Source organism: Arcobacter aquimarinus (assembly GCF_013177635.1).
GTDB classification, from domain to species: domain Bacteria; phylum Campylobacterota; class Campylobacteria; order Campylobacterales; family Arcobacteraceae; genus Aliarcobacter; species Aliarcobacter aquimarinus.
Genome location: NZ_CP030944.1, coordinates 1508820 through 1526005 on the forward strand (window position 1 = coordinate 1508820; position 17186 = coordinate 1526005).

General features: G+C 26.8%; 17 protein-coding genes. 1 reads left to right on the forward strand and 16 read right to left on the reverse strand.

Features of this window, described 5'->3' with window-relative positions; genetic code table 11:
• Positions 1-9: 9 nt before the first annotated feature.
• The 7 genes from AAQM_RS07595 to aroB are packed head-to-tail and all read right to left on the reverse strand — an operon-like array spanning position 10 to position 7909.
• Positions 10-1344 (reverse strand): SLC13 family permease, encoded by a 1335-nt coding sequence (locus tag AAQM_RS07595; RefSeq protein ID WP_129094922.1) that lies wholly within the window; start codon positions 1342-1344, stop codon positions 10-12.
• 19 nt (positions 1345-1363) lie between these two features.
• A complete protein-coding gene (gene mog, locus AAQM_RS07600) occupies positions 1364-1900 on the reverse strand; it encodes a molybdopterin adenylyltransferase (RefSeq protein ID WP_128986106.1) in 537 nt (178 codons plus the stop codon).
• Positions 1897-2412, reverse strand: a complete 516-nt coding sequence (gene bioV, locus AAQM_RS07605; RefSeq protein ID WP_171920692.1) for a pimelyl-ACP methyl ester esterase BioV — start codon at positions 2410-2412, stop codon at positions 1897-1899. The genes mog and bioV overlap by 4 nt, the downstream gene beginning before the upstream one ends.
• Positions 2402-3871, reverse strand: a complete 1470-nt coding sequence (locus AAQM_RS07610) for an AAA family ATPase (protein ID WP_129094920.1) — start codon at positions 3869-3871, stop codon at positions 2402-2404. The genes bioV and AAQM_RS07610 overlap by 11 nt, the downstream gene beginning before the upstream one ends.
• A complete protein-coding gene (mtaB, locus tag AAQM_RS07615) occupies positions 3852-5120 on the reverse strand; it encodes a tRNA (N(6)-L-threonylcarbamoyladenosine(37)-C(2))-methylthiotransferase MtaB (protein WP_129094919.1) in 1269 nt (422 codons plus the stop codon). The genes AAQM_RS07610 and mtaB overlap by 20 nt, the downstream gene beginning before the upstream one ends.
• Positions 5121-5136: 16 nt before the next feature.
• The gene (locus tag AAQM_RS07620; protein WP_129094918.1) at positions 5137-6873 is read right to left on the reverse strand and encodes a mechanosensitive ion channel domain-containing protein; all 1737 of its coding nucleotides are present in this window, start codon (positions 6871-6873) and stop codon (positions 5137-5139) included.
• 1 nt (position 6874) lies between these two features.
• Positions 6875-7909, reverse strand: a complete 1035-nt coding sequence (gene aroB, locus AAQM_RS07625; protein ID WP_129094917.1) for a 3-dehydroquinate synthase — start codon at positions 7907-7909, stop codon at positions 6875-6877.
• 219 nt (positions 7910-8128) lie between these two features.
• Here aroB and AAQM_RS07630 point away from each other — a divergent pair, with 219 nt between their 5' ends.
• Positions 8129-9355 (forward strand): DEAD/DEAH box helicase, encoded by a 1227-nt coding sequence (locus AAQM_RS07630; RefSeq protein ID WP_129094916.1) that lies wholly within the window; start codon positions 8129-8131, stop codon positions 9353-9355.
• 30 nt (positions 9356-9385) lie between these two features.
• Here the strand turns inward: AAQM_RS07630 and hemH are convergent, their stop codons facing one another.
• The 9 genes from hemH to AAQM_RS07675 all read right to left on the reverse strand — a co-directional run bounded on the left by hemH (position 9386) and on the right by AAQM_RS07675 (position 17155).
• Complete coding sequence (gene hemH / locus AAQM_RS07635; RefSeq protein WP_129094915.1) at positions 9386-10315, reverse strand: ferrochelatase; 930 nt, start codon at positions 10313-10315, stop codon at positions 9386-9388.
• A complete protein-coding gene (locus AAQM_RS07640; RefSeq protein WP_129094914.1) occupies positions 10312-10764 on the reverse strand; it encodes an SRPBCC family protein in 453 nt (150 codons plus the stop codon). Before AAQM_RS07640 ends, hemH begins: the two co-directional genes overlap by 4 nt.
• Before the next feature lie 81 nt (positions 10765-10845).
• A complete protein-coding gene (locus AAQM_RS07645; RefSeq protein WP_228254511.1) occupies positions 10846-11547 on the reverse strand; it encodes a LytR/AlgR family response regulator transcription factor in 702 nt (233 codons plus the stop codon).
• A gap of 12 nt (positions 11548-11559) precedes the next feature.
• On the reverse strand, positions 11560-12549 hold the full coding sequence (locus tag AAQM_RS07650) for a sensor histidine kinase (RefSeq protein WP_129094913.1): 990 nt from the start codon (positions 12547-12549) through the stop codon (positions 11560-11562).
• Positions 12536-13957 (reverse strand): phytoene desaturase family protein, encoded by a 1422-nt coding sequence (locus AAQM_RS07655; protein ID WP_129094912.1) that lies wholly within the window; start codon positions 13955-13957, stop codon positions 12536-12538. Before AAQM_RS07655 ends, AAQM_RS07650 begins: the two co-directional genes overlap by 14 nt.
• On the reverse strand, positions 13944-15296 hold the full coding sequence (locus AAQM_RS07660; RefSeq protein ID WP_129094911.1) for a cryptochrome/photolyase family protein: 1353 nt from the start codon (positions 15294-15296) through the stop codon (positions 13944-13946). The genes AAQM_RS07655 and AAQM_RS07660 overlap by 14 nt, the downstream gene beginning before the upstream one ends.
• A complete protein-coding gene (locus AAQM_RS07665; protein ID WP_129094910.1) occupies positions 15296-16252 on the reverse strand; it encodes a YbgA family protein in 957 nt (318 codons plus the stop codon). Before AAQM_RS07665 ends, AAQM_RS07660 begins: the two co-directional genes overlap by 1 nt.
• A gap of 64 nt (positions 16253-16316) precedes the next feature.
• Complete coding sequence (locus tag AAQM_RS07670; RefSeq protein ID WP_128986092.1) at positions 16317-16832, reverse strand: 3'-5' exonuclease; 516 nt, start codon at positions 16830-16832, stop codon at positions 16317-16319.
• Complete coding sequence (locus AAQM_RS07675; protein ID WP_129094909.1) at positions 16829-17155, reverse strand: DUF309 domain-containing protein; 327 nt, start codon at positions 17153-17155, stop codon at positions 16829-16831. The genes AAQM_RS07670 and AAQM_RS07675 overlap by 4 nt, the downstream gene beginning before the upstream one ends.
• Positions 17156-17186: the final 31 nt, after the last annotated feature.

Here is a 17186-nt window from a genome sequence, read left to right on the forward strand (position 1 = left end):
ATAAAACTTTTAGATAAAATATTGCCAATAAACTAAAGCAACAAAAGTTATCATTAAAATAGCTAAGATATTAATAAAAAATCCAAATTTTGCCATATCCTTTACTTTAACAGCTCCACTACTCATAGCTATAGCATTTGGTGGAGTTGCTATTGGAAGCATAAAAGCATAAGAAGCACAAATAGTTGCAACCATTAAAATCAATGTCATATCTACATTTGCAACCTGACCTAATGAATAAATTATAGGTAAAGCTATTGAAATTAAAGCTGTATTTGAAGTAATTTCAGTAGTGAAAGTAATAAGTGATGCAATCATTAAAATAAGAATAATTACAGGTAAATTTGTTAAAGCTAACATATAATTTGCAACCTCACTTGCTAATCCCGTTTTTGAAAAAGCTGCTGCTATTGTAAAACCTGCTCCAAATAAAAAAATTATTTCATAAGGAATTTTTCTTGCATCTTCCCACTCTATAAATCCAATTTTTGGAACAAACATTAAAAGTCCAAAACTTAATAAAATAGCTGTTTCATTAAGCCCTAAACCAGAATAATAAGGCTCAATTTTTGAATTTACCAATAAAGTTATAATTAAACCCAAAAGTATATAAAGCAATCTTCTTTGTGCAGGTTGTAATTCTTCTTTATGCTCAAGGGTATTATCAAGTTTTACATCGCTTAAACCTAAAGATAAGATATAAGGAATTATTAACAACATGATAAAAGCTAAAGGAGCTGTTAAAAATATCCATTGAATAAATGCAATTGGCTCAAGAGAATTTTGTTGCATAAACCCTAATAATATTAAATTTGGTGGTGTTCCAATTGGAGTAATTATTCCTCCTATACTACATCCATAAGCAATAGCTAAAGCTAATCTTGCTTTTAACTTGATGTTTTCTGTTAAAAATATAGCAATTGGAATTAATAAAAGTGCTGTTGTAGAGTTTGATAAAACAGAACTTAACAATGCTCCTGTAAATGCCACAGAAAATATCATTCCCCTTGGAGTTTTAGGAAAAATTGTTAAAAGTTTATTTGAGATGTATTTATGTAAATCTATTTTTTGCGTAGCAATTGCTATCATAAATCCACCCATAAACAAAAATATCGTTGGATTAGAATAATTTGCAGTTGCTGTTTTTACATCAATTAAACCAAAAGCTGGAAATAAAACTATGGGAAGTAAAGATACAACTCCAATAGGTAAAGCTTCATTTGTCCACAATATTACAAGTAAAGCTATTAAAGCTATTAAAATCGAATGTTGTGTTGAAAAAAACATTGTTGCAAGGAAAAAAAATCCAATAGATGCAACAATTGAAATAAATATATTTTTCAAAGATATCCTTTATAAAATTTTATTTTTTAGGTCTAAAAGCTTTAATAACCTCTTCATTAGTTTCTAAATAAGGTCCATTCATTAAATCTATACAATAAGGAATTGCAGGGAATACTGCATCTAAACACTCTTTTATAGATTTTGGTTTTCCAGGAAGATTTACTATTAAAGAACTTCCTCTTAACCCTGCTGTTTGACGTGAAAGAATAGCTGTTGGAACAAATTTTAAAGACTCTGCTCTCATAAGTTCTCCAAAACCTGGCATCATTCTATCACATACAGCTTCTGTAGCTTCTGGAGTTACATCTCTTAAAGCAGGTCCTGTTCCACCTGTTGTAACTACTAAGCAACACTCTTCTATATCAACTAACTCTTTTAATGTTTGCTCAATAGTATCTTTATCATCAGCTATACATTTATAAACAGCTTCCCATGGAGATGTTAAATATTCATTTAATGTATCTATTATAGCTTTCCCTGATAAATCTTCATAAATACCAGCACTTGCCCTATCACTTGCTGTTATAATGCCAATTTTTGCTATTTTTTCACTCATAATAAATGTCCTTTATTTTTTATATAGTATGTAGTTGCAAAATTTTTAAAAAACTCTTTTACTTTTAAAGAGTCTATTATTTTGTCTTTTTCTCCCAAATAAACTTCAATAATTGTCCCTTTATCTACTAATTTTTGAAGTTTTTCTTCACTCCATTCATAAAATAAAAGTTCTTCTAACTCCTGTGCTGTTCCTACTTTAAAATATTTTGAAATATCAATCTCTTTTGGGTAGATAACATTTTTCAAAAAATTTTCTACATAAATATTTTCATCTTTTTTAAAATAATGTAATTGAGCTCTTTTAAACTTTTCATCAAAGTTTTGGAAAAAAGCAGGAGAAAAGAGTTGAAGTCTATCAACTCTATTTTTAGAATTTAAAGCCTCTTCAAATGCTTTAATAGCACCATAAGAAAAACCACTAATTGTAAAATCATTAGTTATTAAATATTCATTAAAAAGTTCTGATTCATTGAAAAAACAAAAACCAGAAAAAAAATTTTTAGAAGTCATCAAGATTAATTACCTCATTTTTTAGCATTATCTCTTTTAATCTAATTATTTCATCTATATTTAAAGAAATTTTAGTTCTTAAATCATTTTTAATATCCAATAAAAGCTCTTGAGTTGAAGTAGCCATTTTATATCTATTTACAATCTCATTTGCTATATTTTCCGCATTTTCTAAATCATTTGAATTTACAGCGTATTTCTCTTTTTTAATTACTTCAACACCAATAAAACCTGCTAAATCTCTTCTTATATTTTCACATAATTCTAAATATGAAGGAAAAGTAGAATTTAATTTTTGAACACTCTCATCAAGAAGTGCTACTTTTGTTTTTGAAATAAATGCTTTTGAAGCTTGATATGTAGCTAAAATATCCTTTTGTTCATCATCTAAAATTTTTATCTGTTTTTTTCCAAACTCAAGTTTATTTTTTGCTATTTCTATATCTTCATTTTCAAGTATTTTTTTACCAGTTTTAATCATATATAAAAGTGCTTCATTTATTAATGTAGCTAAAGAAGCAGAACTAAATCCTGCTGTTTCATTTACTAACTTATCTATATTTATCTCATGATTTTTACCATTTAAATACAACTCTAATATTTTTTTTCTATCTTCAATATTTGGTAAACCTACATGAACACGTCTATCAAATCTTCCAGCTCTTAAAAGTGCATCATCTAAAACTTCTATTTTATTAGTTGCTGCTATTACAATAACTCCACTATCTCCATCAAATCCGTCCATTTGAGTTAGAAGTTCATTTAGCGTTGATTCTCTTTCATCATTTGATTTTCCACTTCTTGCTTTTCCAACAGCATCAATTTCATCAATAAACACAATAGCTGGAGCACTCTGTTTTGCTTTTGCAAAAAGTTCTCGAACTTTTTTAGCACCCATTCCCACATAAATATGTACAAAACTAGCACCACTTTGATAAAAAAATGGAACATCAGCTTCACCAGCAACTGCACGTGCTATCAAAGTTTTTCCAACACCAGGAGGTCCAACTAAAAGTACACCTTTTGGAAGTTTTACTCCAAATTCAAGATATTTTTTTGGATTATTTAAAAAATCAACTATCTCTTCAAGCTCTTCTTTTATCTCTTTAATACCAGCAACATCTTTAAAGGTTATATTTGAAGTTACGGCTTGAATACTTGAATTTAAATCTTCATTTGAAATTTTAGCCCTTGTTTTTATAAGTTCATTATCAAAAGCTGTTGGTTGTTTCTTATTTTTATTAAAAAATGCCTTTACTTTATCCTCTTTAAATTTTAGTATTAAAGCTAAAAAAAGGAGTATAAATAAAAAAACAATTCCTACATAATAAGAACTTCCTTGAATATGTGAACTACTTTTATAAATAGTATAAACAAATAATATCAGCAAAACTATTGCTGACATTGCCATTAATTTTAGATTTTTATCTATATTCTTTTTATTTGAATCTTGCAACATTTTTATCTGCCTTTACTTCATACTCATCTAAGTATACCCAATCTCCAACTAAATCAACACTTGAATCAATCTCAACAGTATTAAAAAATTGATCAAGTCCTATATATTTTCCATTTTTTTCTTGCTCAATTAAAACTTCTAAAGTTTTTTTATTTGCTGTTCTAAAATCAAAGTTTTTTTGCTCTATTATGCTAACTAATTCATTATACCTTTGTTTTGCTATATCACCTTTTATTTCAGGTTTCATAGTAGCACTTGGTGTTCCATCTCTTTTTGAATAGGTAAATGCGTGAACATGAGTTAAAGGAAATCTATGAAGATTTTCCATAGCTTCTTTCCAAATTTCAGCTGTTTCACCTGGATGTCCAACTATAAAATCTGTTCCTAAAGCATATCCGTTGTCTCTTAAAAACTCAAAAAGTTCTAAATCAGATAAAACTTTATTTCTTCTATTCATAATTTTTAGCATCTCTTTTGAAGTATGTTGAAGCGCAATATGAAGATGTTTTGCCATAAATGGCTCATTTATAAGTTCTTTAAACTCATCATCGATTTGAATAGGTTCAATACTTCCCATTCTTATACGTCTAACACCTTTGATTAATGCCATTTTTTTAAGAAGTTTTGCCAAACTTGTATGTTGTTTTTTTCCATAACTTCCTACATTTGTTCCAGTTAAAATAAATTCACCAAAACCATTTGATGCTAAAGTTGTAACTTGTTCTAAAATTTTATCTTCATTATAACTTCTTGCATCGCCCCTTACATAAGGAATAATACAATATGAACATCTAAAATCGCATCCCTCTTGAATTTTGATAAATGCCCTACTTTTACCAACAAACTCTTCAACGATTGTTTCATCAATATGAGTTAAATCACCAGCGTTAAAAAATCTATTTTCATTTAATAAAAGCTCATTTATTTTCTCTTTTTCAGAATGTCCAAAAAGTGAATCAACTTTATTTTCATTAAAAAGTGCTTCCCCTTTTGTCCATACTCCACACCCTGTAAAAACAACTCTTGGGTCTTTTGGAAGTTTTTTCAAACCATTTATATAACCCCTTGCAGTGCTATCAGCACTATTTGTAACTGTACATGAGTTTATAACAACTACATCCGCTAAAGATTCATCTTGAGTTACTTCAAAATCTTTTAAATTACTCATCATAACTTGAGTATCAAATACATTTGTTCTACAACCAAAAGTTTTAAAATATACTTTTGGTTTATTTTGTGAAAAATTCATAAATCTCTTTTCCTAATTATCTTCTTATTATTTCATCTTCTAAATCTTTTGGAACAGGTCTTGGTTTTGAAGCTGGTCCATAAGCATTTTCTGTCTTATTTATATTGATTTGTTGAGTTGGGTAAGCTATGTGAATATCATCTTCTTTCATAAAAGCATCTAGTATTTCAGGACTTATCGTACTTCTTAAAACTAAAGCAGCATAAGAGTTTGTTAAATACCAAGATGAAATTACAATACCATGAGATTCTACAAAAGTAAATACTCTAGGTTCAACTCCAGTTGCACGTAATTGGTACTTATTTCTCATTTTAGAAAGTTGTTTTCTTGTAATATCTGTATAACCTTTTGAATAGTGTTTTAAAATATCTCTTGCAATTTTTTGAGCTTTCTTATGATTTGAATCAAAAGTAATTGTAATATCAATTCCATCCCAAACAGTTCTTAAACCTGAGTGTGTATAGTTTGAGATAAGCTCCGAAAAAATATAGTTATTTGGAATAAAGAATATTCTTCCACTTCTTCTATTTACCATATAAGAAGTCAAAGTAATATCTTCTCTTATTGTTATTTTAAATAAAGAAATATCCAAAACATCACCAACTGTTTCAACTCCACCTTTTGTAACTTTTATTCTATCTCCTACTTGAATAGAACCTGAAGTAACTATTACCATCCATCCAAAAATTGACATAAACCAATCTTTTAGAGCAATAGCAATACCAGCTGAAGCAAATCCAAGAATTGTTACAAGATATGAAACATTATCTATATATGAAAATAAAACTACCATAACAACTAAAAAAACCAATGTAAAATTGATTATTTTATTTATCATATAGTAATTTTCATTTTGTGAAAAATACTTCTTAAGAGCTAGTTTTACCAAAAATGAAATGACAAATAAAACTAAAATAATCAAAAAGATAACAAACATTTTTTGGATTTGTTGAGAAATCTGATTTTTAATCTCTAAAATTACTTGTTCTATTTTTCTTGTGTAAACCTCTTCACTTGTAGATACAATATCTAAAACCATAGAAAAATCTTTTTTTTGCTTATCTAAAAAAGTGATTTTATCTTTATATTCTGCTTTTGGTTCTAAATTAAAAAGTTCCAAATATAAAACTAACTCTTCATCAAGTTTTGTCACTAAACTATCTATTTGAATATCAAGACTTTTAAACTGTTTTTTATTATTTTCTAATTTTTTAATATGAGATAAAGCATTAATTATTCCAAAAGGATTAGTTATATTTTCATACTTTTCTATATCAGGAGGATTGATTAAAGCCCCAATTGGTGAACCTCTATACTCTTCAATTAATTCTAACTCGTTCTCTTTTACTCTAATTTTATTATGCAATTGGTAAATTTGTTCATCAGTTGTATTTGTTTTTTTCTTTAAACCATCTTTTAAAATCTCCAATTCTGTAGAAATTTTACTATAAGATAGATAGTTAGAATATCTTTTTAATAAAATATTATCTCTTAATTCGAAATCAATAGTAGCAATTTTTTGAAGTAAACTATTTATTTGAGCTAAATTTTTCATATTTAACTCTTTTGCTTTTTGCTCTTCAAGTTCTTGAAGTTTTCTCTCTTCTTCAAGTTTTAAAGCCTCTTCTTGCTTCTCTTGAATAATATTTTGTTCAATTTTTGCTACTTCTGCTTTATCTTTTTTATTTAAAACATTCTCTTGTGAAAAACAAAAAGAGACTAAAAATACAAGAGTAAATATTTTTTTAAACACTTTAGAAACCTTTTAATATTTCAATAACATCTGTTTTACTAACTTCATTAGTAATCTTACAATTTCCTATTCCAACAGGTAAAATAAACTTGATTTTATTATCCAATGATTTTTTATCTAAGAAAAAATGCTCATAAAAATCATCAACATCTTTTATTTTATAAGTTGTTGGGATATCATACTTTTCAAGTAAATTTTTCACTCTTAACGCTTCTTCTTGACTCATAAGTCCTATTTTTACAGCTAAAGCATTTGCCATACACATACCAATCCCTACAGCTTCACCATGTAAATATGTATCATAGTTTGTCTCATTTTCAATAACATGTCCAAAAGTATGACCATAATTTAAAGCTGCTCTTATTCCTAACTCTTTTTCATCTTGTGAAACCACATCAGCTTTTGTTTGAACAGATTTTGCAATAGCTGTTTGAATGTTTTTTTCATCATTTAAATCATTTTGCTCTAACCATTCGAAAAAATCTTTATTAAAAGTAACTGCCATTTTTACAATCTCAGCAACTCCTGCACCAAACTCTCTTTTTGGTAAAGTTTTTAGCATTGATGGGTCAATATAAACTGCAATTGGTTGATGAAAAACACCAATTAAATTTTTCCCAAATTTATTATTTATTCCAGTTTTTCCACCAACACTTGCATCAACTTGAGAAAGTAAAGTTGTTGGTATTTGTACAAAATCAATACCTCTTTGATAAATTGAAGCAGCAAATCCCGTCATATCTCCAATAACTCCACCACCAAAAGCCACAAGAAGTGATTTTCTATCTAATCTTTTTTCAAAACAATGTTCTAAAATAGACTCTAATGTTTGCATATGCTTATACTCTTCACCATCAGGGATTGTACAAACACTTAACTCTCGTGCTTTTAGCTTTGATTTTAAATACTCTAAATGAAAACCACTAACAGTAGGATTTGTAACTATTACTACTTTTCTATCAAAATATAACTCTTTTAGCTCTTCTATAAAAATTTCGTATGAATTATCATGGGGTAAATTTATTTTAACAGTCATTTTATTTATCCAAATTATTTATTTAATAAGGTTTCTATATTAGCTAAATTGAGGTTAAACAAGGCTAAATTATTTTAAATTCAAATCTAATATTCTTTTGGATATAATAAAATAAAATCAAGATTAAAAGGATTTCTTATTAAAACTTTTACTTCATTAAACTTAGATGAAAAAATCATAAAAGCATTAGAAGATTTAAACTACGAAGAAGCTACACAAATACAAACAAAAACAATTCCTTTGGCACTTAAAAAAAGAGATGTTTTAGCAGCTGCACAAAGTGGTACAGGTAAAACTGCTGCTTTTTTATTGCCAATTTTAGAAGAACTATTAGAAAAAAAACAACCTAATACTCCTATTTTAAGAGCTTTAATTTTAGTTCCAACAAGAGAATTAGCAAATCAAATAGCAAAAGCCGTTGATGATTATGCTAAATATATGGATATTGAAAAATTAGCTGTTTTTGGTGGAGTTTCAGCAAAAGAACAGGAAAGAAAAATAGTAAAAGGTATTGATATTTTAGTTGCTACAAGTGGTAGATTGATGGAGCACATAAAAAATAAAAGCGTTGATTTATCAAGTGTTACAACTGTTGTAATTGATGAAGTTGATACTATGCTTGATATGGGATTTTTAGAAGATATCGAATCTATTTTACCAAATGTTGGACCTCATAGACAAATCATGATGTTTAGTGCAACAATGAATCAAAATGTAAAAAAACTTGCAAAAGAGTTTTTAACAGATCCTGTTGTAATTGAAGTAGCAAGCCAGCGTTCAACTGTAAAAATAATTGAGCAACAAATAGTTTTAGTTGATGAAAATAAAAAAGCTGAACTATTGTCTTATTTAATTGGGTCAAGAAACTACTCTCAAGTTTTAGTTTTTGTTAATATGAAAAAAGAGGCTGATGAATTAGTAGAACACCTTGAACTTGATGGACTAAGTGCTTTATGTATACATGGAGATGTAAGACAAAGTGCAAGAGGAAAAGCTCTTAAAAAGTTTAAATCAGGAGATATTAGAGTTCTAGTAGCAACAGATATTGCAGCACGTGGAATTGATATTGAACTTTTACCTGTTGTTGTAAACTTTGCATTACCAGAAACAATTGCTGATTATACACACAGAATTGGAAGAACAGGACGTGCTGGAAACGCAGGAACTGCAATCACTCTTTTAAGTGTAAAAGATTATAAGTTTATGATTGAAATTGAAAAAGAGTTGATTATAAATATTCCAAGAATTGAAGTTGAAGGTTTTGAAACAACAGAAAAAAAACCAAGACTTTTCAAAGCAAGACCAAAACAACTAAGTGTTAAAAAAGCTGAAGCAAAAAAAACTGCTAAAAAAACAGGTTACACAAAAACTAATGCACCTGAAAAAAAACCTGCTAAAAAAAGAAAAACAACAAAAAGAGATTCAAATAGAAGTTTTGGAAAATAAAAGTAGTAAAAAACTACTTTTATTTAAAAATCACTTCATACTTTCATAAATACCTTTTATAGCATCCATAAAATAAGGATGATGATTAGGAGCTTTTGCAACTCTATAATCTTTAATACCAAGCTCATGGGCAACTTCCCCATACTCAAGAACTAATTCACCTTGTGTTTCTGAATTATCAACTGTAAATGAGATAGGATAGATTATTACTTTTGATTTTATCTCTTTTAATTTATCTTCCATATAAGGTCGTAACCACTCCATTGGTCCTAATCTTGATTGGTATGCAACATGGATTTTTTTAAAACTTATATTTTGTTCTTCTAACTCTTTTTTTGCAAATTCCACATTTGCTAAAATATGTTTTTGATATAAATCACCCTTGTTTATAGTTCTTTGAGTTAAACCATGTGCTGAAAAAACCAATTCAAAATCTTTTGAATCTTCACCATTTAAAGCCTCTTTTATTCTCTCAACTATTACTTTGTTATACAAAGGATTATCATAATAACTATCTATTGTTTTTATTTTTTTATCAATATTATATTTTTTTGCAACTTTTATAAAATCTTCAATAGATGATTTTGTAGTTGTACTTGAATAGTGTGGATACATAGGAATTGCATATATCTCATCATAATTTTTAAGTTTTGGCATAATATCACTTGCGAATGGCGGTGTGTATCTCATTTCATAAAAAACATCAGCGTCAAGCTGTTTATTCAATCTTCTTACTAATCTTTTTGTATGTCCAACAATAGGAGACATTCCACCTAATTCTTTGTAGTTTTGCTTTGCAATTTCCAATCTTTTAAACACAATTAATGAACCAATCATTGCTCTTATTGGTTGAGGAGCACCTATTATATATTTATCATTAAACATATTTTTTAGAAAAACTTTTACTTCATTTAGGTTATTTGGTCCACCCATATTCATCAAAACAACTGCTCTTTTCAATTTTTACCCTTTTCTAAAATCTCTTTTGTAGCTTTATGTCTATAATCAAACATTTTTTGTAAATCTTTTTTTACAAATCCCTCTAGTAATTTTCCAAAAATTCCAAAAGGCATTTTAAAAGTAATTACATCTTTCATTTCACACATATTTCCATGTTTTATAAAAATATGTTTGTGTTCCCAATAGGAAAATGGTGATTTTAATGCAAAATCAACCAATAAATTTGGCTCATCAATCTTTTCTATTTTTACTTCCCAATTCATTGGTATAAAATATTTAGTACTTTTGATTTTTAATATTTGTCCAACTTGTGGTTTAAAATCTTTTGTTAAGAGTTCGACTTTTATATCTTTTGGAGTGATAAATGTTAGATTATTTGTATCTAAGTGAAACTCAAATAGAGATTTTATATCACAACTTATATATGAACTTTTGATAAATGTTTGCATTTTTGTATCCTTGTACAAAATATTTTATACAAAGGAAATTTACAAAAATAAAGGCTTGTTTAGTAGGTTGTTTTTGTAGGTTTATAAACTTCTTCTTTCAATATACTCTCTAAAATCTTTCGCACCCTCTTTTGAGCTTGTGATAATCTCTGCAATTCCGTCAAAAGAGATTTCAAGTTTTGATTGTTCTACACTTCTCATAGATTTTATTTTATCCACATTTACGATGTAAGACCTATGAATTCTAAAGAAATTTTTTCCACTTAAAAGTGTCTCTAAATCCCCTATTTTTCTTCTTACATAAGCGTCTGCTTCTTTTATTTTTATTATTACTTCATCTAAGTCAGCTTTAATATAATAAATATCATTTATGTCTATTAAATATAACTTGTCTCCTCTTTTTCCTAAGATTTTTTTTGATTCTTCATTTGATGTAGTTTTGAAATTTCTTACTTTTTCTAATATATTTTTTATATCATTTGATTCTATTGGTTTTACTAAATATCCCATTCCACCGCTTTTATAAGCTTCAAGTGCAAACTCTGAATATGCAGTTTGAAAAATAATAAATGTTTTTGGCTCTAGTTGAATTATAGAATCAGCAAGTTCAAGTCCTGTAATATTTGGCATAGAAATATCTAAAAAAACCGCATCAAACTTTGTTTTTGTAATCTCTTTTAGTGCATCAATTGGATTATCAAAAGCTGTAATATCTTCAATTCCATTTTCATTTAATAACCTTTTTAATCTACTTAAAGCCAAACTTTCATCATCAACAATCATTATTTTCAAAACTTATCCTTTTAACTCTATTATAAATACCATCTTATCATCTAAAATCTGATGACTCAAACTTCCAACATTTTGAAGTTCCAATCTTTTTTGAAGATTTGATAAACCTGTTCCAAATTTCACTATGTTGGTTATTTTACCATTGTTTTGCACTATTATCTTATCTTTTGAGAATTTTATATCAATTTGTAAAATTTTTCCATAAAATCCATGTTTTATTGCATTTTCGACTAAAAGTTGAATAGAAAATTTTGGTATTTTGATGTTTTTAAATTCACTAAAATCTTTTATGTGTAAAACTATTTTTTCATCAAATCTCACATTTTCTATATTTACATAAGTTTTTACCATAGAAAGTTCAGTTTCTAAAGTAATCAAACTCTCTTTATTTATAGCATTTCGTAAAAATTTTGAGATTTCAATCACTGCATTTTCAGCCTTTTTTTGGTCTTGATAAATAAGTTCAGAAACTGAATTTAAGGCATTAAATAAAAAATGAGGATTAAGCTCATTTTCCAAAGCTTTTAGTTTTGTTTCTAAAACTTGAGTTTTTATCTCTTCATTTTTGTATTTCATAGAGATAAATTGATGCAAAATAAGTCCAACTAAAAAAGTCAAAAAACCAATAGTTATAGAGATAAAAATCCAAAAAGAGGAAAAAATATGTAAAATCTTAAAATCACCAAAAGAAAAAATGAAAAATGAAAAACTAAACCCTAAAAATCCTGATAAAAAAGAGAACACAAAACTAATCAAATACCAAAATCTCTTTTCAACTTTAGGAAGAATGAATTTATTTGAAATTGTTATTAAAAAAAATGCAAATAAAGAGATAAAAATAGCTGTAGTTGTACTAAAAATAATAGTTGAAATATTTTGTAAATCATAACTTAGAAAATAAAAACATAAAGAGATAAAAAAACCAAAAAATGCCCCAATTATTATGATATAAAGCCAATCTTTAGGTGCTATTTTTAGTTCAACTGTTTGCATTTAATTCCTTGTTTAAAACATTTACCCCAATAGCAACTCCTGGCCAGCCTTGACCTGCAAAAATTGTATCTCCAACATTGTACAATCCATCAAAAGGAGTGTTGCAACTTGGAAGTTGAAATATTGTTTTTGCGGTTATTGGTTTTCCACCGCAATTACTTCTATTTATGTATCTGTAAAAAGTTTTTGAAGTAGCACTAAAAAGGGTTTTTATATTCTCTTTTTTTATATTATCAAAATTATTTAAAAACTCTGTTATTATAAAATTTTGTGTAAACTCTTTTTTTTCTTCATATTCATCTTTTGTTAAACCTTCCCAAAATATCGCTTTTGAGTGGGTTGAAATTGTTATACTATAACCATCACGTGATAATTTTTCATCATTTATATCAGAAACAGAAACAAAAAATGAGTTTGAAATACAATTTGGAATATCCTCTTTTAAAATTATTTGATAGTGATGTAAAAGTTCCTCTTTTAAATCCAATTTTAAATAAACCACAAAAGCACTCTGGTCTGAAAATGAAAATTTATCATAATATTTTTTTATATTTTCATCTAAAAATAGTTTTGAACTTTCAAAAATTGCAGAATTTAATATAACTTTTGAAGTCAAATACTCATTTTTTGTAGAAATTAATCTATATTTATTTTGCTCTTTTTTTATAGAAATTATTTCTTCTTTATTTTGAATATTTACATCTTTTAATAAATCTTCTATTATTTGTCCCATTCCACCAATTGGATAAAAAACCTTATGAAATGGATAAGCTAAACCCAAACTCATAGCTAAAAGTGATAAATCTTTAGAAGTTGTTTGAAGAGTTATTAAAAGTTGTGAGTTTATAAAAGCTTTATACTCTTTTGAGATATTTGGTAAAACTTCGTTTATATATCCCTTTGCTGTTTTAAAAAGCATAAAACCAAACTCTTTTAGAAGTTCAGATACAAACAAAGCTGTTTTAGCGTAAGCTTGAAAGCCATATTTTGCAAAATATACTTTTTTTAAAGTCCAAAATTTCTCATCAATTTCTTTGATTGTTTTCCAAAAAACTCTATTATTTTTATGATAATAAACATTGTTTAGATTTGTTAAAAACTCCTCAAAATTTGCAACTCTATCAACTATTTTTTTGTTTTGTATTGTTCTAATTGCAATTTTACTCTCAAGAATATTTGGAATAACTCCTACTTCATCAAAGATATTTTTAATTGGATGATTGTTTTCATATCCTACAAAAGTAGTTGCTCCTGCGTTAAAATAAGTTCCGAATCTTTTAAAAGTTGAAGCACAACCTCCAAGATTTTTATCTTTTTCAAAAAGAATTAAATCTTTGTTTTTATTTAAAGCAGAAATCAGACTTCCACCTATTCCACTTCCAATAACTGCAATATCAATATTTCTCATTGTTTGCTCTTTTGAACTCTTCAATAGCCCTATTTCTTGAGTATTCAATAGAAACTAATTGTTTTGGATAATCTAAAAATATATTTGATTGAACACCATTTTCGCTATGAATGAGTTTTGCATTTACATCTTTTAGTTCTGGAATTACTGATTTTATAAAAACAGCCTCTTTATCAAATTTCGCTGATTGTAAATAAGGATTAAAAACTCTAAAATATGGCACTGCATCAGCGCCAGTACTTGCTGCCCATTGCCAAGAACCAATATTTGAACTTGCTTCATAATCAAGAAGTTTTGAAGCAAAATACTCTTCTCCTTTTTTCCAATCAATTAGCAAATTTTTTGTTAGATATGAAGAAACAATCATTCTTAAACGATTGTGCATAGTTCCAGTTAAATTAAAATATCTCATAGCCGCATCAATCAAAGGAACGCCAGTATTTCCTTCACACCATTTTTGAAAAATAGTTTCATCTTTATTCCAATTTACTTTTATATCATTTAGATTTTCAAATTCACTTTTTGGAAAATGAAACAAAATATAGTTATAAAACTCTCTCCAAAAAAGCTCTCTTATATAAAAATCTTTTTGGCTTTTTATAGCTCTCATTTTTTTGATTTTATTAAAAAGTTCTCTTGGACTTATAAGACCAAATCTTAAATGAACAGCTAAATTTGAAGTTGCATTTTTATAAAAAAAATCTCGCCCTTCTTGATATTCTGAAATTTTTAAAGAAAATTCATTTATAAGTTCATCTGCACTTTTTTCTAAAAATTCTGGTAATTTTTGCTCATTAAATCCCATATCTTCTAAAGTTGGAATAAAATCATAATCAAACTCAATTTTTTTTAGATTTTTATTCCTTTCAAATAAAACTAAACTCTCACTCTCCCAAATAAACTCTAAAGATTTATAATATGGAGTAAAAACTTTATAAGGTGTGTTATCTTTTTTTAGACAATTATTTGGATGAGTAATAAATGAATCGGTAAAAGTTTGCATAGGGATGATTTTATTTATCTCTTCATCTCTTTTTTTTGCATAGTTATCAAAATCAATTGAACATAAAATAGAATCAAAGCCTTGATTTTTTAGAGTTTCAAAAATCTCTATAGGAGTTGAGTAAAATATAGCTAAATCTAGCCCTATTTCTTTCAAATCTTCTTTTAGTTGTAAAACACTTTTATAAATAAATGTAACTCTTTTATCATCTTTAGAAAATTTATCTAAGATATTTTTATCAAAAATAAAAATAGGCAATACTTCATCTTTTGCATTTGCTAATATCGCACTATCGTTTATTCTTAAATCTCTTCTAAACCATAAAACTTGTTTCATTATTTATAAGCCTTAATATCACTTCGTAAAGCTAATTCACTTGGATATGGATTTAAAAATTTTTGCACTTTTAAATACTGTACATCAAATCTTTTTACATATAAATTTATTATTTTCATAACAGCAATTAAAGGAATAATTTTTTCTTTATATTCACCTAAAGCTTGTAAAATCTCCTCTTTTTCCTCTTTTGTTATAAGTTTTTTAAAATATCCAAAAATATGAAGTAGAACATTATAAGTTTTATTTACACTTCCTTTTTGACTAATAGCTTTTAAAAACTCCTCTTTATACTCTTCTAAAACTTCGTTTAGTTGATTTTTTTCTTTATTTGCAACAATTCTTCCTAAAGTTGTATATGATTTTTGAGATTTTGAATAAATAAGATATTTATATGAAGTGTGAAAAATCACTAAATCATTAAAAGTTGGATTTGATTTTAAAAACTCGTGTAGATGTTGATAAGCAAAAATCTGCATCAAAAAGTTTTCCCTAAGCCATGGGTCAATCAATCTTCCCTCTTCTTCAACTGGCAAATATGGATATTTCTCTTTTATTTTTCTTGCAAATACTCCAACTCCTTGTTTTACACTTGGAGCATTAAAAGGTTTATAGATTTTTACTCTTTCAAGTCCACAGGTTGGAGATGCTGATTTTAAAATAAAACCACACAAATCATCATTTTTAATTTCATCTGAACACTGTTCTGAAATATCATCAAGCTCTTTTGTCACATCTTTTGGATTTTTAGTAGAAGTTAGGATTTTTAATTCCCCATTTTCATCATGAACTTGTCGTATAGCCTCTCTAGGGCTTCCCCAAATTATAGTTTCAGGACAATAAGGAACTGTTTTAAAATATTTTTGCAAAATATCAACTATAAATTTATCACTAGCACCAACTCCATCATATCTACACTTTGTACCTATTAAACAAGATGATACGCCTAAATTCATAAAAAATCCTTTTTATTTTATTTTATAATAAAAAATGTATTACTTGTAGGACTATTTATACTTTTTATAGTTTTAGATTCATTCTTTTTAGAATTTCATAGGTTTTTGTCACATCATAAGTGGCACTATGATATTTGTCTGCTTCAAATTCTATTCCATAATATAAACAAGTTTCATCAAGTTTTGGATTTTTTACTCTTCCGTTTTTTCCAAAAACATTTACAATCTTTTTATTTTCACTCATAGTACAAATGTGATTTTGAAACTTAACTCTATTATTTATATGTCTTAATTCAAAAGTTATGTTATGAGCAATCAAGGTCTCACTTTTGTAACAAAACTTTTCAAAATCTTCATCTTCACTAAAATAGGAACTATAAGATTTATCTTTTCTATAATCAAGGATTAATTCAGGAGTTAATCTATGAACCGCATAAGAATAAAAATTAACTGGAAATCTTGAAAGATAATATCTATGAAATTTATCCAAAATTTTTAAATCTTTATCTATCTTAACTGCTGCTACTTCTATTACATCACCAATATTTGCTGTATTTGTCTCAAAATCTAAAATTATCATTTTATATATTTTTCTCTTTTTTCATAAATTATCTCTTTTATTTTTCTATAATTTGAACTATTTGTTGATTCTATTTCATCTGTTAAGTATTCATACTTTTTATAAGTATTCCAAACATTATTTGAATGTTCAAATCTTTTCATTTTATAAAGTTCAAAACTAACTGTTGCATTTACAAAAGCTTTTAAAATAAAAGACTCTTTTCTACTCTTTTCATCATTTTTATAAACCCTCCAAAGTCTTTCTAAAAAATCATGACTTTCTATAAATTCATCTTCTAATAATAAAAAAATAACTTTTCTCAAATCCTCTTCTAACTTCATTTATAAACCTATTGATTAATTATATTTAGAT